An 18,199-nucleotide genomic window follows, 5' to 3' on the forward strand; every position below is an offset into this window, starting at 1 on the left:
CGCGTTCCCCCTCTCGGCGCGCGGTGGCCCCTGGGACTTCCACCCCCCGCCTTCATCCTCCTGGTCCCGTCGAGGCTTCGAGTGTCCACGTCCGCGTTCGTCCTGCCCGTCTCGCTGGCCCTCCGCCTGCTCACCGCGGCGTCGCCCGCACCGCAGTCCCCCGCCGCCGCGCCCTCCCAGGAGCCCGCGCCGAAGTCCCCCGCCACCAGCGCCGTGAAGGCGGTGGCGCCCGTGGCCTCGAAGCTGAGCGCCGCGCAGCAGGCCACGGCGGCGCGCCTGGTGGGGCCCGCGCTCACGGAAGGGCACGCGTACGCGCGGCTGGAGGAGCTGACGGACGGGGTGGGGCCGCGCCTGTCGGGCTCCGAGTCCGCGGAGGCGGCGGTGCAGTGGGCCCTGCGCGCGTTCCAGGCGGACGGGGTGAAGGCGTGGAAGGAGCCGGTGAAGGTGCCGCGCTGGGTGCGCGGGGAGGAGCACGGCGAGATCGTCGCCTCCGAGCGCACGCGCGGCCTGCCGCTGGCGCTGCTGGCGCTGGGGGGCAGCGCGCCCACGCCGCCGGAGGGCCTCACCGCGGAGGTGGTGGAGGTGGGCTCCCTGGAGGAGCTGGCGGCGCTGGGGGACAAGGTGAAGGGCCGCATCGTCTTCTTCAACCATACGATGTCGGAGGCGGCGGACTATGGCCGTTTCGCGGGGCTGCGCGGCCGGGGCCCGGCGGCGGCGGCGAAGCAGGGCGCGGTGGCCGCGCTGGTGCGCTCGCTGGCCACGGCGTCGCTGCGCACGCCGCACACGGGGGCCACGCGCTTCGACGAGGGCGGGGTGCGCCTGCCCGCCGCGGCGGTGTCGGTGGAGGACGCGCTGACGCTGCACCGGATGCTCCAGGGCGGAACGGTGAAGGTGCGGCTGGTGCTGGGCTGCTCGGAGCTGCCGGACGCGGACTCGTCCAACGTGGTGGCGGAGGTGCGGGGCCGGGAGAAGCCGGACGAGGTGGTGCTGCTGGGCGCGCACCTGGACTCGTGGGACGTGGGCACGGGCGCGCATGACGACGGCGCGGGCGTGGTGATGGTGATGGAGGCGGCGCGGCTGCTGGCGAAGCTGCCCCAGGCGCCCCGGCGCACGGTGCGCGTGGTGCTGTTCATGAACGAGGAGAACGGCCTGCGCGGCGGCCGGGCGTACGCGGAGGCCCACGCGAAGGAGCTGCCGAAGCACGTGGCCGCGCTGGAGATGGACTCGGGCGGAGGGCGCCCCCTGGGCGTGAGCCTGCACGCGGGCCCGGGCGGAGAGGCGCTGCTGCGGCCGTGGCTCTCGCCGCTGGAGGGCCTGGGCGCGGCCACCTTCCTGGTGGGGCACGCGACGGGCGCGGACCTCAGCCCCATGGAGCCCGCGCACGTGCCCTTCGTGGGCGTGCGCGTGGACAGCAGCCGCTACTTCGACGTGCACCACTCCATGGCGGACACGCTGGACAAGGTGGATCCCCAGGACCTGTCGCGCAGCGCCGCCGCCGTCACGTGGATGGCGTACGCGCTGGCGGAGGCGCCGGGCGTGCTCGCGCGTCCCACCGCGCCGGAGTCGGAGACGCCGCCGGCGAAGAAGTAGGCGCGGGGGGCTTATTCCGCCACGGCCCTGCCCGTCCCGCCGCGCCGCAGCGGCAGCTCCGGCAGCAGCAGCGTGAAGAGCAGGGCCCCCAGGGTGATGAGGATGGCGAGGCGGTACACCGCCATCGTCGCGAGGGTGAAGGACTCCTTGAGCGCTCGCGCCACGGCGTCCACGGTGGACAGCGCGCGGGCCTCGTCCGCGTCCACGTCCGCGCGGGCCTGGGGCCCCTCCGCCCGCCGCCGCTCCGCGTCGAAGCCCTGGCGCAGCGAGTCCTTCACCGGCCCGGGCTGGAAGCGCTGTCCCTGGGGGGCCCCCTCGCCGCCCAGGCTCCCCGGGGCCGCCGCCTGGAGCTCCTGCCGCACGTCCGGGGGCAGCCCCTGCGTGGCCTGCTGCGTGCGCGCGCGCATCTCCCGGCCCAGCGTGCCCGCGTACACGGTGCCCAGCAGCGCCACGCCCACCGTCATGCCCAGCTGCCGGAAGAAGGTCGTCGCGGAGGTGGCCACGCCGATGCGCTGGGGCGGCACCGCGTTCTGCACGGCCACGGTGTAGAGCGGGATGGACGGGCCCAGGCCCAGGCCCACCAGCACCATCTTCACCGTCACCTCGGCCTGGCTGGAGTCCGGCGTCAGCGTGAAGCCCATCACCGCGAAGCCGCCCATCAGGAACAGGAGCGCGCCCACCATCAGCGCCTTGTAGCGCCCCAGCCGCGACACCCACTGCCCGGACAGCACGTTGCCCGCCACCACGCCCAGGGTCAGCGGCGTCAGCGTCAGCCCCGAGTGCGTCGCCGACAGCCCCACCACGTTGACCATGAACAGGGGCAGGAAGGTGACGGACGCCAGGAACACCGCGCCAATGGTGAACACCGCCGCGTTGCCCGCCCAGAACGCGCGCAGGCGGAACAGGGACGGGTCCAGCAGCGGCTCCTTCGCGCGGCGCTCGCGCCAGACGAAGAGCCCCAGGCCCACCGCGGACAGCGCGAACAGCCCGAGGATGGGCGTGGACCCCCACGCGAAGCCGCCCGCCCGGTGCATCCCCGTCCCGCGTCCCAGGCTGAGCGCCAGGAGCAGCGGCACCACGCCCAGCGCCAGCGCGAGCGCGCCCGGGACATCCAGGCTGCCGCCGCGGACGCCCGCGGGCTTGAGCGGAGGCATGCGCAGGAAGATGAGCGCCAGCGCGAGCGCGCCCACCGGCAGGTTGATGAAGAACACCCAGTGCCAGCCCATCGTGTCGGTGATGAAGCCGCCGGCCAGCGGGCCAATGACGCTGGACAGGCCGAACACCGCGCCGAAGAGGCCCTGGTACTTGCCCCGGTCGCGCGGCGGGAACAGGTCCGCCACCACCGCCAGTGACCCCGTGAAGAGCGCCGCGCTGCCCAGGCCCTGCACCGCGCGGCAGAGGATGAGCGTGAGGGTGGAGCGGGACGCGCCGCACAGGAAGCTGCCGGTGAGGAACACGGTGATGCCCGCCACCAGGACCGCGCGGCGGCCCAGCAGGTCCGACAGCCTGCCCCACACCGGCACCATCATCGTGGAGGCCACCAGGTACGCGGTGGTGAGCCACGGGTAGTGCTCTGGCGCGATGTGGAGGTCCGCCTGGATGGTGGGGCCCGCGGTGGCCACGATGGTCTGGTCCAGCGCCGCCAGCAGCAGCCCCAGCAGGGCCCCCGCCAGCGTGAAGGCCTTCTGCGAGCGGCTGAACCGCTCGGACGCCGGGGCGGCGCGGGAGTCCGGAGCGGTGTCGGCGGCGAGCTCGGCCATGGGCGCGTGGGCACGCGCTCACGCGTGCGTCCGCGCGAATCTGGGGACGCGGTGGGGCACGGGCCATGCGCGCCTGCCTGGCCGCCCTCCCTCCTAAAGCAGGTCACGGCCCGGGTGCGCGCCTGGCGGGCGACACGGTGGCCGCGCCGCCCTGAAACGGGAAATCCCCGCCGCGAAAGCCTCCCCGAGAAGGCCGCGTGCAATGGGCGGCCCTCCTGTGCGTAGAGTGCCTGACGCGGACCGCCCGCCGGGGTCCGTCCCGGCGCGGGGGCCGCGTGGCCTCCAGCGTGAAGGGGTGGTTTCGTGAACTTCCGGGTCGACGTGTGGGAGGGGGCGCGCATCGCGCTGACCTCGCTGCGCTCCAACCGGCTGCGGACGGTGCTCACCACGGTGGGCATTGGCGTGGGCGTGTGCACGCTGCTGGCCATCGTTGGAATCATCCAGGGGTTGAACAGCTCGTTCGCGGAGCAGCTCGACAAGATTGGCTCCAACACGCTGCAGGTGTCCAAGTTCCCCTGGGTGATGAACGGGGACTGGTGGGCGTACCGCAACCGCAAGACGCTCTCGGTGGACCTGGTGGAGCCGCTGCGCGCCAGCTCCGAGCACGTGGTCGCGGTGGCGCCCATGATGTTCGTCGTCGCGGAGGTGGCCTTCCAGAACCGGAAGCTCGCCTCCGTGCAGACCATGGGCACCAGCCCCGAATACGCCTTGACGTCCTCGGTGGAGATGGCGAGCGGGCGCTTCATCACCCAGTCGGACGTGGACAACCGCTCCGCGGTGGTGGTGATTGGCGCGGAGGTGGCCAAGGTGCTCTTCCCGGGCATCAACCCCGTGGGCCACCGCGTCCTCGTGGACCGCCGCCCCTACCGCGTCTCGGGGGTCATCGTGGAGCGCGGCACGGTGCTGGGGCAGAACGTGGACATGGTGGCGATGCTGCCCTACCCCTCGTTCCAGGGGCACTTCGGCACCCAGCGGGACGTGAACCTGGTGCTCGCGGTGGACGCGCAGGAGAACGTGCCCCGCGTGCAGGACCGGCTCACGGAGACGCTGCGCCGCGAGCGCAAGACCAAGCCCGGCATGCCGGACGACTTCGCCATCAACCGGCCGGATCAGCTGGCCAACATGTACGCGCAGCTGACGGGCGCGCTCTACGGCGCGGCCACGGGCGTGGGGCTCATCACGCTGCTGGTGGGCGGCATCGGCATCATGAACATCATGCTGGTGTCCGTGCGTGAGCGGACGCGGGAGATTGGCGTGCGGCGGGCGCTGGGGGCTCGCAAGCACACCATCATCTTCCAGTTCCTCATGGAGGCGGCCAGCGTGTCCGCGGTGGGCGGCGCGCTGGGCACCGCGGTGGGCATGGGGCTGGCGTGGCTGGTGAACTACCTGACGCCCCTGGCGGCGGCGGTGCAGCCGCTGACGGTGGCGTTGGGCGTGGGCTTCTCCGCGATGGTGGGCCTGCTGTTCGGCATCTGGCCGGCGGCGCGGGCCGCGAACCTGGACCCCGTGGAAGCGCTTCGCCACGACTAGGCGGGAGCGGGAGATTTCGCGATGTGGATGGCATTCTGGGACACGGTGCGGTTGGCGTTCGGGACGTTCCGCTCCAACCCCCTGCGCTCGTTCCTGACGCTCCTGGGCATCGTCATTGGCGTCACCACGGTGGTGTCCATGATGTCCCTCATCGAGGGCTTGCGGAACCAGGTGAACGACCAGATGTCGGAGCTGGGCAGCGACTGCTTCCAGGCCCAGCGGCTGCCCTTCGGACAGGGGCAGCTGTCGGTCGCGGAGCTGGCGCGCCGGCCGCGCTTCACCTACGCGGACCTGGACGCCATCCGCACGCAGCCGTCCATCGCGCAGGCGGCGGGGGAGGACTCCAAGGGCGGCCAGAAGGCCTCCACGTCGGAGCGCGAGTCGCGCGCCAACGTGAACGTCTGGGCGGGCACGCCGGAGTACTTCCAGACGAACGCGGTGGGCATCGCCACCGGACGGCCCTTCACCGACACGGAGTTCGTGGACGGGCGGCGGGTGGCGGTGATTGGCGCGGACCTGGCGGACACGCTCTATCCCGGCCTGGACCCGCTGGGCCGTGAGTTCCGGCTGCTGGGGCGCACCTTCCAGGTGGTGGGCACCCTCAAGCGCCGGGGTGGGTTCCTGGGCGGCGGCAGCCAGGACAACCAGGCGATGATTCCCCTGTCCACGTTCGCGGCCATGTTCGGCGTGCGCGACTTCCGCGTCAGCATCCAGGCGCACTCCGCGGACGTGCTGCAGCGGGCCCAGGACGAGGTGACGCTGCTGATGCGCCGCCGCCACGGGCTCAAGCCGGACGAACCGGACGACTTCTTCATCTACTCCAATGCGAGCGCCACGGAGATGTTCAACAACCTCTCCAAGGCGGTGTCCGCGGCCAGCTTCGGCGTGTGCATCCTGTCGCTGCTGGTGGGCGGCATCGGCATCCTGAACATCATGCTGGTCGCGGTGACGGAGCGGACGCGGGAGATTGGCATCCGCAAGGCGCTGGGGGCGAAGCGCTACCGCATCCTCGCGCAGTTCGCGCTGGAGGCGGTGGTGCTGTCGCTCGTCGGCGGCGCGCTGGGCGTGGGCCTGGGCGTGGGCCTGTCGTACCTGGCCCGGTGGATGATCCGCCTGCCCACGGAGGTCCCCATGTGGTCCGTGGTGGTGTCGCTGGTGATGAGCTGCGGGGTGGGGCTGGCGTTCGGCATCTACCCGGCGGCGCGCGCGGCGAAGCTGGACCCCGTGGAGGCGATGCGCACGGAGTAGGCCTCCGCGCCATGAAGAGGGCCCCGCCCCGCGCTCTGGCGGGTGGGGCCTGCGTGCATCACGGTCCGCGTCCGGCCCCGGCCAGGAAGTCGGCGGTCGATTGGACCTGGGCGTAGCCCATGCCCAGGGCCGCCAGGAACGCGGCGTGGACCTGGGGCGCGGGCACGGTCTGGCCCTGGAACTCCAGGCTCCGGGCCGCGCAGGCGTCCTGGAGCACCGTGACCGTGTAGCCCAGGTCCGCGGCGGCCCGCACCGTGGCATCCACGCACATGAGGGTCATCATCCCCACGACCACCAGGTGCTTCACCTCCAGGGCCCGCAGGCGCTCCTGGAGGTCCGTCTGCCGGAAGCTGTTGGGGAAGTGCTTGAGCACGACCGCTTCGCCCGGCCGGGGCTCGACCCGGGGATGAAGCTCCGCGCCTGGGGTCCCCGGCAGGAAGAACGTGGCCCCTGGCTGCGGCGACTCGTGGCGCACGTGGAGGACTGGCAGGGTTCGCTCGCGGAAGAAGTCCAGGGCCGCGCGGGCCTGGGTGGCCGCGGCGTCGGCCTGGTGCAGCTCGAAGCGCCCTCCGGGGAAATAGTCATTCTGGATGTCGATGAGCAGCAGCGCGGCGTTCTCCACGGACGTCCTCCTTCACGCGAGTCGTGATGCGGTGTCAGGCCGAATACCCGGGCCCGCGCGCCCGCGGGAGTGGCTGGATTGACAAATCCAGGGCGGAAACCGACAAGCGGACATGCCTGTCGAGTCCTCGTCGATCCGCGTCGCGGTGCTGGCATTGGAGGGCTGCGTGGCCTCCAGCGTGGCGGGCCCGCTGGATGTGTTCGCCATGGCCAACCTCCTGAGCCGCGACCAGGGCCAGGGAGAACCCTTCGCGGCGGAGCTCGTCGCGCCGCTCCCCGGTCCCGTGCGCGACTTCCACGGCCTGGAGCTGGGCGCCGCGCGGGTGCCCGCCCCCACGGAGCGCTTCGACGTCGTCCTCATCCCGGCGCTGGTGGGCAGCTTGGAGCGATGCATGGCGGAGCGCTCCACCACGGACTGGCTGGCGGGACAGCACACGCGAGGCGCGAAGCTGGCGGCGGTGTGCGCGGGGGCCTTCCTGCTCGCGGAGGCGGGGCTCCTGGAGGGGCGGGAGGCCACCACCCACTGGGGGCTGGCCCGGGACTTCGCGGCCCGCTACCCGTGCGTGTCGCTCAAGCCGGAGCTGCTGGTGGTGGACAACGGCGACGTGCTCACCACGGGAGGCATCACCGCCTGCCTGGACCTCTGCCTGCATCTGGTCGCGAAGCAGGTGTCACCGGAGCTGGCCGCGCTCTGCGCCAGGATGCTCCTGGTGGAGCCCGGCCGCCGCTTCCAGGCGCCCGAGGCGGTGCGCGCCGCGCATCGGGACCACGGCGACGCCGCCGTGCTGCGCGCCCAGGAGTGGTTGGAGGCGCACCTGCTGGGCCCGGTGACGCTGGCGGGCGCGGCCATGGCCGCGAGCCTGGGCGAACGCACGTTGCTGCGCCGCTTCCGCAAGGCCACGGGGGATACGCCCTTGGATTACGTCCAGCGCTTGCGCATCGAGGCCGCCCGGCGGCTCCTGGAGACCACGCCGCGCACCGTGGAGGACATCGCCCAGGCCATCGGCTACGCGGACACCACGTCGTTCCGCCGCCGCTTCAAGGCTCGCACGGGGCTGTCTCCGGGTGATTACAGGAAGAGGTTCGCGCTGCGCTGACGCGACACGGTGCACGGGGCCTGGGCTCGCGGTGCGGGGCGGCTGGCGAACGGGCGCCGGGTCCGCGGTGCGCATGGAAGCGCGGGATGGCGAGGCGATGGATCAACGCCGGCCGGTGGGGGTGCGGATCCACTGGTAGCCCACGGTGGCGCCGGTGCCGATGAGGGACAGCGCGAGGTAGCGGCGGAGGGTGTCCAGCCGTTCGCTGGAGCCGGCCAGGTGGCGCAAGCCCTCGTGCGCGGCGATGCCGAGCAGCATCCCCGCGGTCGCGCCTCCGAGCGCGCCCAGGTACGCGCGGCCGGGCCGTTCGCTGTTCCCGAAGGCGACCTCTCCCATGCCCCAGGTGCCGAGCGCGGCGATGGGGGGCGTGACGACCATGGCGGCGCCGAACGCGCCCACTTCCAGTTCGAGCCACCGGCCCTGGGGATACGAGGGGTGGACGAAGAGGAACCTGCCGGGAAGTGAAGCGAGCAGGGTGCCCGCGGCGGCCTCCGCGGCGGTGGCGCCCAGGCGGGTGTCGCCGCCCACGCGGGTCGCGGCCCAGACGCCGCCCAGGGGCAGGAGCGTGAGTCCGCCATGCGCGACCCAGGTTCCCCCGGACAGCCGCGCCTCCGTGTCGGGCTCACCGTGCGGAATGAACGGACGCAGCGGGCGCTGTGGCACGGTGGGCAGCGGAGGCCCGCGGAATGGCGCGTCCGACACGAGGGGATCCAGCGGAGGTGGTGGCTCGGGTGCGGAGTGCTCGGGGGCGCGCGCGGATGTTTCCGCCTCATGCCGCGATGACAGATTGGGAGTGGCGGTCGTGGGCGGCTGCGTCGCATGCGCCGACGAAGTGGATGGCGTGGCGGTCGTGGGTGGCTGCGTCGCATGCGCTGACGAAGTGGATGGCGTGGCGGCCGTGGATGGTTGCGTCGCCTCCACGAACAGCGAGTCCGCTGGACCACCGGCCCGCGTGGATGTCTCGGTCTCATGCGCTTCGGGTGGATCCAGCATCTCGAATGTCTGCGTGCGCGCCGAACCGAGCGCGGCCGGTGCTCCCAGCCATCCCGCCAGCAGGAGGGCCCGTCCTCCCGCGCTCCGTGCCGGTCGCTTCCCCCGTTGCCCCATGCCGTGTCCGCTCTCCTCGCGCGGATTCCCTGCCGATGCCCGCTCCCAGCAGTGCGCATGCGGCGCGTCCGGCACCACCGGCCGTTGACCCCACGCCCTTCAACCGTCGACGGGTGGACGGTGTCCGGGCGCATCCATTCGCTTCCGTGACTCTGTCGCACGCGGCGGATGCGCGGGGCGGGGGGCTGCCCTAGCTTGGGGGCCGTGCGGCTGGTCTGGCCCCTCCTGTTCGCCCTGCTCGCCGCGGGGTGTCCCTACCCGAACCACCGACAGGACCTGCGCCTGCGCGCGCTGCCGGAGGACCCGGTGGCGCGGGAGGTCGCCATCGCGCAGACCCTGGGCATGCCCATGGAGCCGGGCAACGGCGTGGAGTTGGTGCAGAACGGGCGCATCTTCGACGTCATCGAGGAGGAGATCCGCGCCGCCCGCTCCAGCATCCACATCGCCAGCTACATCTGGCGCCCGGGCATCCCGTCGGACCGGCTGCTCGTCGCGCTGCGCGAGCGCAGGGCCGGCGTGCAGTGCCGCATCATCGTGGATCCGCTGGGCAGCGTGAACTTCGAGGCCGTGGCCCCCGTGCTCGCGGACGCGGGCTGCGATGTGCGCATCTACCGTCCGTACCAGGGCGCGGTGGCGTCCCTGGACGCGTCGCGGATCCGCGCGCGCATGCACCGCAAGATGGTCATCCGCGACGGCGAGGTCGCGCTGACCGGCGGGTTCGGCGTCTGGCGCAGCTGGCTGGGCAACGGCGACGCGGCGATGACCTGGCGCGACACCAACGTGCGCGTGCGAGGCCCCGTCGTGCGCGGCATGCAGACGGCCTTCGCGCGGAACTGGCAGGAGTCCGGCGGCGACTTCCTTCCCCCGGAGTCCTTCCCGGAGCTGGCCCCGGCGGGCGACGCGCGGGCCTGCTTCGTCGCCAGCACCAGCCACCGCTTCCTGTCGGAGGCGTCGAGGATGTGGCTGCTGTCCATCGCGTTCGCGAAGCACCGGCTGTGGATCGCCAACTCGTACTTCATCCCGTCGGAGGCCATCAGCGACATGCTCATCGAGAAGGTTCGCCAGGGCGTGGACGTGCGCGTGCTGGTGCCCGGCCGCTACCACGACGTGGCGCCCGTGCGCGCGGCTCAGCGCGCGTCCTACGCGAGGCTCCTGGAGGGCGGTGTGCGCATCTGGGAGTACGAGATGTCGATGCTGCACGCCAAGACGCTGGTCGCGGACGACATGCTCAGCGTCGTGGGCTCCACCAACATGGATCCGCTGGCGCTCAATCACACCGATGAGGGCTCGCTGATGGTGGAGGACCCCGTGCTGGCGGAGGAGCTGGCGGCCTCCTTCGAGCAGGACCTCACGCACTCGGCGGAGGTCCACTGGCAGGGCTGGAAGCGGCGCGGTCTGCTGCAGAAGCTGGGCGAGGAGCTGCCGTGGCTCATCGGCGACTTCCTGTGAGCCGGGGCGGAGCGTCCGTGAGGTGCCCCAGGCTGGGGCCGCCTGCTTGGACGCAGGAGGGGCGTGGTGGGTGGACGGGACACATCGGGCTGGAACGAGCGGCGCGTGCCAGGAGACGGCGGCCTGGACGCGCGGCAGCCGGCCTCGCATGCGGGAGGCGGGCTCCGGGCCGTCATGCTAGAGGGCGGCGCATGAGCACGGACGTGGTGAAGCGGGCGGTCATTCGCGAGGCGCGGCCCGAAGACGACAAGGCGATTGGCGATCTCCTGGTGGACGCCTACATGACGCAGTACGCGAAGAAGCTGCCGGAGGTCGTCTACTCCGAGGAGCGCAAGGCGTTCCTGCGCGACGTGGCCTCGCGCCGCGAGGTGTGCACCATCCTGGTGGCGGAGGTGGACGGCGAGGTCGCGGGCACGGTGGCCCTGTATCCGCCCGGTGCGCCCGGCTCCGAGGCGTGGCTCCCCCAAACGGCGGACCTGCGGGCGCTGGCCACGTCGGTGCGCTTCCACGGTCAGGGACTGGCGCAGCCGCTGCTCGCGGAGACAGAGGTCCTCGCGAAGCGCTGGGGCATGGACGCCATCTCCCTCCATGTGCGCCGGGGCGCGACAGGGGTCGCGCGCATGTACCAGGGGCGCGGCTACCAGCGCACGCCGGCCGGCGACCTCGAGCGCCCGGAAGTGTTCCTGGAAGCCTTCGTGCTGCCCTTGAAGTGACGCGTGTCAGGCGGGGACGCGTTCCCGCGTAGTGGGGGCATCCCGTCCGATGCCAGAGGGTCCGCGAAGGCTCGCGTGACCCGGGCGCCGGACGGGGTCGCGCGCGGGAGTGACAGCGTGCGTCCTGCCCCGAAAGGGGCGCCGACCCTCCACCCGGTGTCCCCACCATGAAGATTCCCATCCCCGAGCAATCGCTCGTGCTGCTCATCGGCCCGTCCGGCGCCGGCAAGTCCACCCTCGCGCGCGCGCACTTTCCACCCGAGGACGTGCGGTCCGGGGCCAGCAATGACCCCGCCCTGTTCGAGGACGTCGCGCGAAGGCTGGCGCGAGGCGCGTGCACCGTCATCGACGGTGTTCCCCTGAGCGCCGAGTCGCGCAGGCGGTATGTGACCCTGGCGCGTGAACACCACGTGCCCCTGGTGGCGGTGGTGCTGGACACGCCGGAGGCGCTCTGTCTGGAGCGAAACCGGTCCCGCGCCGGAGCGGCTTCGTCACCTCGCGCCCTGCGCAACCAGGTGCAGCAGCTCCAGAGCGCGCTGAAGGGGCTGGCGAAGGAAGGCCTCCGGCACGTGCACGTGCTCACGCCGGAGGCCGTGGACACGGTGGCGTTCGAGCGTCGGCCGGTGCCCGGCCACCTCCACGACGAGCGCGGCCCCTTCGACATCATCGGCGACATCCACGGGTGCTTCGACGAGCTGAAGGACCTGCTGACGAAGCTGGGCTACGCCGTCGAACCGCGCCCGGACGGAGCGCGCGGCTTCGACGTGGGCGGACCGCCGGGGCGCAAGGCGGTGTTCCTGGGAGACCTCGTGGACCGGGGCCCCGGGGTGACGGACGTGCTGCGGCTGGTGATGGGGATGGTGTCGTCGGGGCAGGCGCTGTGCGTGCCGGGCAATCATGAAATCAAGTTGCTCAAGAAGCTGCGTGGCAAGGACGTGCGGGTAGGGCGCGGGCTCGCGGTGACGCTGGAGCAGCTGGAGCGCGAGCCGCCGGACTTCGCTCGGGAGGTGGCGGACTTCATCGAGCACAGGCCCACGCACTGCGTGCTGGACGGAGGCCGGCTGGTGGTGGCGCACGCGGGCCTCAAGGAGCGGATGCATGGCCGCGACAGCCCCGAGGCGCGCGACTTCGCGCTCTACGGTGAGACGACGGGCGAAGCGGACGCCTATGGCCTGCCGGTGCGCGCCGACTGGGCGGAGCACTACCGGGGACAGGCGATGGTCGTGTACGGCCACACCTCCGTGACGGAGGCGGAGTGGGTCCACGACACGCTCTGTCTGGACACCGGCTGCGTGTTCGGAGGGAAGCTGACCGCGCTTCGCTACCCGGAGCGGCAGCTCGTCTCCGTGCCCGCGCGGCGCGTGTACTGGGAATCACGGAAGCACGACGCGCCGTGATTCAGGCCTCCAGGCTCCGCCGCGCCCGGGTGTCGGCGGGGGCGCCGCGGGCCATCCTCTCGGGTGGGAACACGAGCACCGGCGGTGCGTTCCGCGGACACCCCGCTGTCACTCCCAGAACATGAAAACTCGTGAAACCCAACGGGTCCCATCTCCTTCGGGGTGGGAAAGGTGCATGCGCCTCCAGACGGGCTTAGCGTGTCGTCCTCATGTCCCTCCGCAAGGACTTCATCGAGCGCGCCATCGAGCAGTTCGTGGCGGCCATCTCCAGCGTCCTCAAGGCCCGGAAGGAGAAGCGGTACGGGGACGCGCGCACCCTCATCCGGGAGACGGCCCTCACCGTGCTGGGCATGGAGTACGGCACGCTCATCCTCGCGGACGCCGAGTCCACCTCGCGGCTGCTGGGCACCGCGTCGCGTGTGCGGATGCTCGCGAAGCTGGTGCGCGAGGACGGTGAGCTGATGCGCGAGCAGGGCGACCCGCTCACCGCCGACTCCCGCTTCCTGCTGTCGCTGGAGCTGTACCTGGAGGCCATCTGCATGGGCCTCAACCCCGACACGGACGACGCCACCGCCATCGCGGAGCTGCGCGCCACCACCGACACCGCCGCCCTGTCGGAGCGGCACCAGCGGATGCTCTCGCAGGCCTGACGGGCCGCGGCGCGCACGTTGACGCACCCGGGCGGGTGAACGCACCCCTCGCGCATCGGTCGGCTTTGCGACACAGCAACATGGGGAGATCCATCGCTTCCGATCAGGCGAGGACACCGTCGCATCCGCCCGGCTTGCCCTGCCTTCCGGGTTTGCGTCTATCCTTGCCGTCCATTTGTCACGCAACACCGGGGGGGTGCGCGTGTCCTTTGTTCGGTTTCCCGAGAGCGTGGTCTCTTGTCGCAATCTCGTGGGTGGAGAGTGGGTCTCTCCCAGCGGGGTGGCGGCGCAAGAGGTTCGCAGTCCGTATACGGGCGCGGTCATCGGCCAGGTGCCGCTGACGACCGCCGCCGGCGTCGCCGAGGCGGTGGAGGCCGCGAAGGCCGCGGCCCAGGGGTGGCGAAGCGCTCCGCTGCGCGAGCGCACCCACTTCCTGCACCGCTTCCGCGCGCTGCTGGAGACGCACCTGGAGCGGCTCGCGCACCTGGCCGCCAGTGAGTCCGGCAAGACGGTGGCGGAGGGCCGCGCGGGCCTGCTCAAGGGGATGGAGGTCTGTGATTTCGCCCTGTCGCTCCAGAACCTGGATGGCGGCGCGCACCTGGAGGTGAGCCGGGGCGTCACCTGTGAATACCGCCGCGAGCCGCTGGGCGTCGTCGCCGGCGTCACCCCGTTCAACTTCCCCGCGATGGTGCCCCTGTGGATGTTCCCCATCGCCGTCACGGTGGGCAACGCCTTCATCCTCAAGCCGTCGGAGAAGGTGCCGCTGACCGCGACCGCGCTGGGCGAGCTGATGGTGGAGGCGGGCTACCCGCCCGGGGTCTTCTCCATCGTGCACGGCGCGAAGGACGCCGTGGAGGCGTTGGTGGCGCACCCGGACGTGAAGGGGCTGGCCTTCGTGGGCTCGTCCCCGGTGGCGCGGCACCTGTACGTGGAGGGCAGCCGCCACGGCAAGCGCGTGCTGGCGCTGGGCAGCGCGAAGAACCACCTCATCGTCGTGCCGGACGCGGATCCGGACCTCACGCCGCAGGCGGTGGTGGACTCGTTCACCGGCTGCGCGGGCCAGCGCTGCATGGCGGCCAGCGTGATGCTCGCCGTGGGGGACGTGCAGCCGCTGGTGGATGACATCGTCCGGCGCGCGGCGCGGCTGGAGCTGGGGCCGGGCATGGGCGCGCTCATCGACCGGGGCGCGGTGAGCCGGCTGGAGACGGCCATCGCCAAGGCGCAGGCGGACGGCGCGCGCGTGCTGCTGGATGGCCGCGGCAGGCGCCCCGTGGGCGACCCGTACGCGAACGGCCACTGGATGGGGCCCACCGTGCTGGACGGCGTGCAGCCGGAGATGGAGGCCGCGCGGCGCGAGCTGTTCGGCCCGGTGCTGTCCATCGTCCGGGTGCCCACGCTGTCGGTGGCGCTCGCGGTGGAGAACGCGTCGCCCTACGGCAACGCGGCGTCCGTCTTCACCACCCGCGGCGCGGTGGCGCAGACCGTGGTGGAGGGCGCGAAGGCCGGCATGGTGGGCGTCAACGTGGGCGTGCCGGTGCCGCGCGAGCCCTTCTCCTTCGGCGGGACGGGCGAGTCGAAGTTCGGCCACGGCGACATCACCGGTCCGTCCAGCCTCGACTTCTGGAGCCAGCTCAAGAAGGTGACGCGCAAGTGGTCCGCGCGCACCGACGGCTCCTGGATGAGTTGACGCCCGCTGAACGCGGCGATCCACCCATCCCCACTCCCTTCAATACCCATCCATCCATTTCGCGCCCCAGAGGAGGGTGCACCCATGTCTGACAAGAAGCCCATCAATCACATTCGTCTGACTTCACATCCGGATGGGCAGGTGCCGGGAGCGCCGCTGCGCTGGGGGGAGTCGGAGCCGCTGCGCCGGGGACCGGTGGTGGCCACGCTGTCCGACCCCGCGAACCGCAATGTCATTGGCACGCACTCCGGCGCGTACGCCATCTACCGCGCGCTGGCGGTGTCCGCGGGCAAGCTGCCACAGGACCACAAGGCGGACCTGACCAACACGTCGCCCGCGGCGCAGGTGGGCCCGCATCCGTCGTGGAGCGACCCCAAGCGCATCGTGTCGTTGGACCCGTGGGGCGCGGTGGCGTCCCAGGTGTTCCGCGCCTACGCGGAGCAGGGCGTGGACTACCGGCCCACCATCGCCGTCACCCGCGCCCACATCAACATGCCGGAGGTGCGCGACGCGATGCTCGCCGGGCGCCTCAAGGTGGACGGCGACCTGGTGGCGGCCAACGGGGACATCAAGGTCGTGAAGGCCGCGGTGGAGCCCGTCTGGTACCTGCCCGGCATCGCGGAGCGCTTCGGCCTCACGGAGAGCGCGCTGCGCCGGGGCCTCTTCGAGCACACCGGTGGCATGTACCCGGAGCTCATCACCCGCCCGGACCTGCACGTGTTCCTGCCGCCCATCGGCGGCCTGTCGCTGTATGTGTTTGGAAACATCGCGTCGCTGGCGGACCGGGACGTGCCGCTGGCGGCGCGCGTGCATGACGAGTGCAACGGCTCCGACGTCTTCGGCAGCGACATCTGCACGTGCCGGCCCTACCTGGTGCACGGCATCGAGGAGTGCGTGCGGATGGCGCAGCAGGGCGGGGTGGGGCTCATCGTGTATCACCGCAAGGAGGGCCGGGCGCTGGGCGAGGTGACCAAGTTCCTGGTCTACAACGCGCGCAAGCGGCAGGAGGGCGGCGACTCCGCGGCCACGTACTTCCACCGCACGGAGTGCGTGGCGGGCGTGCAGGACATGCGCTTCCAGGAGCTGATGCCGGACGTGCTGCACTGGCTGGGCATCACGCGCATCCACCGCTTCGTCTCCATGAGCGACATGAAGCACGACGCCATCGTGCGCTCGGGCATTGAAATCCTGGAGCGGGTCCCCATCCCGGACGGGCTGATCCCCGCGGACGCGAAGGTGGAGATGGAGGCGAAGAAGGCGGCGGGCTACTTCACGCGCGGGCCGGTGGCGGACGCGGGGACGCTGGCGCAGGTGAAGGGGAGGGACCTCGATGCTTGACGTGATCCGCGTGCAGGAGCTGTCCCCCACGGTGGCGTGGCTGCGCAGCCCGGCGGCCATCCGCGAGCGGTGTCACCAGGTGCTGGACCTGGGGCTCGCCGGGCGCCTGGAGTACTTCCGGGTGGAGCCGTCCCGGCTGCCGACGGTGGTGGACCGGGTGCTGGCGGTGACGCACGAGGCGTACCCCCGGCTGGACATCCCGGTGCACAGCCGCTGGCGCCACTTCGACGCGGGCGGGGTGCCCAGGCTCGCGCAGCTGGAGGCGCGGCTGGCCCCGCTGCCGCCGGAGGAGCGCGCCCGGGCCAAGGTGGACCTGGGCGTGGTGAGCGTGCTGCTGGACGCGGGCAGCGGGCCCTCCTGGCGCTACCAGGAGCCCGGGGGCGCCACGTACGTGCGCTCGGAGGGGCTGGCGGTGGCGTCGCTGCGGATGTTCATGGCGGGGGGCTTCTCGTCGGATCCAGACCGGCCCCTGCGCGCGGACGCGGAGGCGCTGGGCCGGATGACGCGCGAGCAGCTGGAGCGCGGCTTCCAGGTGTCCGAGTCCAACCCGCTCCTGGGCGTGGAGGGCCGGCTGCACCTGCTGCAGGCGCTGTCGCGCGTGCTGCCCCGGCCCGGGTCCATGTTCGACATGCTGGCCGCGCACCGGCGGAGCGTGCGGGCGGCGGAGGTGTTGGGCACGGTGCTAGACGTGCTGGGCCCCATCTGGCCGGGGCGCATCAGCGTGGATGGCATCAACCTGGGGGACGTGTGGCCGCACCCGGCGCTGGGGCCGCCCGACAGCGCGGACGCGCTGGTGCCCTTCCACAAGTTGTCCCAGTGGCTGGCGTACTCGCTGGTGGAGCCGCTGGCGGAGGCGGGCGTGACGGTGACGGAGCTGGACGCGCTCACCGGCCTGCCGGAGTACCGCAACGGCGGGCTCTTCGTGGACCTGGGCGTGCTGGTGCCGCAGGACCCGCGCCTGGCCACGGAGGTGTTCTCCGCGGGCGACGCGCCCATCGTGGAGTGGCGCGCCCTGACGGTGGCGCTGCTGGACCGCGTGGCGGCGCTGGTGCGGGGGCGTCTGGAGTTGAGCGCGGAGGAGCTGCCGCTGGCGAAGGTGCTCCAGGGCGGCACCTGGACGGCGGGGCGCCGGGTCGCGGCGGAGCTGCGTCCCGGGGGCGTGCCGCCCATCCGCGTGCGCAGCGACGGCACGGTGTTCTGAGGTGGCTTTGCAGCACAGGCGCAGGCCCACAGTCCGTCCGGGCTCCCCGGGCGGCGCGAGGAGGACGCATGGACTATCCGAACTGCACGGTGGTGGATCACCCGCTGGTGAAACACAAGCTGACGGTGATGCGCAGGACGGACACGAGCACGGCGGCGTTCCGGGCGCTGCTGGAGGAGATCTCCCTGCTGCTCGGGTACGAGGCGATGCGCGACCTGAAGCTGCGCGAGGAGGAGATCCAGACGCCCATGGCGCGCACCACGGGCTGGGCGCTGGACGGCAAGAAGCTGGTGCTGGTGCCCATCCTCCGCGCGGGGCAGGGCATCCTGGATGGCCTGCTCCAGCTGGTGCCGTCCGCGCGCGTGGGCCACATCGGCCTGTACCGCGACCCGGAGTCCCTGGGCGCGGTGGAGTACTACTACCGCGTGCCGGCCGACCTGGAGGACCGCGACGTCATCGTCTGTGACCCGATGCTCGCGACGGGCAACTCCGCGGTGGCGGCGCTCCAGCGGGTGAAGCGCAGCCGCCCGGGCTCGCTGCGCTTCGTGTGTCTGCTCGCCGCCCCGGAGGGCCTGGCGAACCTGCGCGAGCACCACCCCGACGTGCGGGTCTTCACCGCCGCCATCGACGACAAGCTGGACGCGCACGGCTACATCCTCCCCGGCCTGGGGGACGCCGGAGACCGGCTCTTCGGGACGAAGTAGCCCCAGCCCCCACCGTCATCGCGGGCAGGCAGGTGCTTCCTGAGGTGAGTGATTGATGGCGAGACAGGGTTGATTCATGTCTCGCCATCATGAAGCCGCTTCGCCCG

Annotated in this window: 15 protein-coding genes; 12 read left to right on the forward strand and 3 right to left on the reverse strand. The window is 72.2% G+C overall.

Annotation, left to right across the window (positions count from 1 at the left end; all coding sequences use genetic code 11):
* Positions 1-81: 81 nt before the first annotated feature.
* Entirely contained in the window at positions 82-1,590 is a 1,509-nt protein-coding gene (locus GTY96_RS28495) for a M20/M25/M40 family metallo-hydrolase (protein WP_143908913.1), read from the forward strand.
* Positions 1,591-1,601: 11 nt separating this feature from the next.
* On the opposite strand, the gene GTY96_RS28500 is transcribed toward GTY96_RS28495, so the two are convergent.
* Positions 1,602-3,350, reverse strand: a complete 1,749-nt coding sequence (locus GTY96_RS28500) for an MDR family MFS transporter (RefSeq protein WP_161666373.1) — start codon at positions 3,348-3,350, stop codon at positions 1,602-1,604.
* Between the two features lie 303 nt (positions 3,351-3,653).
* On the opposite strand from GTY96_RS28500, the gene GTY96_RS28505 reads away from it, so the two are divergent.
* Positions 3,654-4,880 (forward strand): ABC transporter permease, encoded by a 1,227-nt coding sequence (locus GTY96_RS28505; protein ID WP_161666374.1) that lies wholly within the window; start codon positions 3,654-3,656, stop codon positions 4,878-4,880.
* A gap of 27 nt (positions 4,881-4,907) precedes the next feature.
* Positions 4,908-6,128, forward strand: coding sequence for an ABC transporter permease (locus GTY96_RS28510; RefSeq protein ID WP_201756482.1), 1,221 nt, complete (start codon positions 4,908-4,910; stop codon positions 6,126-6,128).
* 58 nt (positions 6,129-6,186) lie between these two features.
* On the opposite strand, the gene GTY96_RS28515 is transcribed toward GTY96_RS28510, so the two are convergent.
* On the reverse strand, positions 6,187-6,750 hold the full coding sequence (locus GTY96_RS28515) for a cysteine hydrolase family protein (RefSeq protein ID WP_143908921.1): 564 nt from the start codon (positions 6,748-6,750) through the stop codon (positions 6,187-6,189).
* Between the two features lie 112 nt (positions 6,751-6,862).
* Here GTY96_RS28515 and GTY96_RS28520 point away from each other — a divergent pair, with 112 nt between their 5' ends.
* Complete coding sequence (locus GTY96_RS28520; protein WP_143908924.1) at positions 6,863-7,846, forward strand: GlxA family transcriptional regulator; 984 nt, start codon at positions 6,863-6,865, stop codon at positions 7,844-7,846.
* Between the two features lie 102 nt (positions 7,847-7,948).
* Here the strand turns inward: GTY96_RS28520 and GTY96_RS37980 are convergent, their stop codons facing one another.
* Positions 7,949-8,548: a hypothetical protein gene (locus GTY96_RS37980; RefSeq protein ID WP_186002195.1), complete on the reverse strand. Its 600-nt coding sequence runs from the start codon at positions 8,546-8,548 to the stop codon at positions 7,949-7,951.
* A gap of 609 nt (positions 8,549-9,157) precedes the next feature.
* Between GTY96_RS37980 and GTY96_RS28530 the strand changes: the two genes are divergently transcribed.
* From GTY96_RS28530 to upp, 8 genes are all read left to right on the forward strand, one after another.
* The gene (locus tag GTY96_RS28530) at positions 9,158-10,402 is read left to right on the forward strand and encodes a phospholipase D-like domain-containing protein (protein WP_143908928.1); all 1,245 of its coding nucleotides are present in this window, start codon (positions 9,158-9,160) and stop codon (positions 10,400-10,402) included.
* A 191-nt stretch (positions 10,403-10,593) separates the two neighbouring features.
* Positions 10,594-11,115, forward strand: a complete 522-nt coding sequence (locus GTY96_RS28535) for a GNAT family N-acetyltransferase (protein WP_143908930.1) — start codon at positions 10,594-10,596, stop codon at positions 11,113-11,115.
* Positions 11,116-11,282: 167 nt separating this feature from the next.
* Complete coding sequence (locus GTY96_RS28540) at positions 11,283-12,512, forward strand: AAA family ATPase (protein ID WP_143908933.1); 1,230 nt, start codon at positions 11,283-11,285, stop codon at positions 12,510-12,512.
* Between the two features lie 209 nt (positions 12,513-12,721).
* Complete coding sequence (locus tag GTY96_RS28545) at positions 12,722-13,162, forward strand: hypothetical protein (RefSeq protein ID WP_143908934.1); 441 nt, start codon at positions 12,722-12,724, stop codon at positions 13,160-13,162.
* Between the two features lie 202 nt (positions 13,163-13,364).
* Positions 13,365-14,849 carry a CoA-acylating methylmalonate-semialdehyde dehydrogenase gene (gene mmsA / locus GTY96_RS28550; protein ID WP_143908936.1) on the forward strand — a complete coding sequence of 495 codons (1,485 nt, stop codon included), beginning with the start codon at positions 13,365-13,367 and terminating at the stop codon, positions 14,847-14,849.
* An 84-nt stretch (positions 14,850-14,933) separates the two neighbouring features.
* Complete coding sequence (locus tag GTY96_RS28555) at positions 14,934-16,187, forward strand: GTP cyclohydrolase II (protein WP_161666376.1); 1,254 nt, start codon at positions 14,934-14,936, stop codon at positions 16,185-16,187.
* Positions 16,180-17,388 (forward strand): URC4/urg3 family protein, encoded by a 1,209-nt coding sequence (locus tag GTY96_RS28560; protein ID WP_143908940.1) that lies wholly within the window; start codon positions 16,180-16,182, stop codon positions 17,386-17,388. The genes GTY96_RS28555 and GTY96_RS28560 overlap by 8 nt, the downstream gene beginning before the upstream one ends.
* 68 nt (positions 17,389-17,456) lie before the next feature.
* Complete coding sequence (gene upp, locus GTY96_RS28565) at positions 17,457-18,092, forward strand: uracil phosphoribosyltransferase (protein WP_143908942.1); 636 nt, start codon at positions 17,457-17,459, stop codon at positions 18,090-18,092.
* Positions 18,093-18,199: the final 107 nt, after the last annotated feature.

The sequence above is a fragment of the Corallococcus silvisoli genome (assembly GCF_009909145.1).
Classification (GTDB): domain Bacteria; phylum Myxococcota; class Myxococcia; order Myxococcales; family Myxococcaceae; genus Corallococcus; species Corallococcus silvisoli.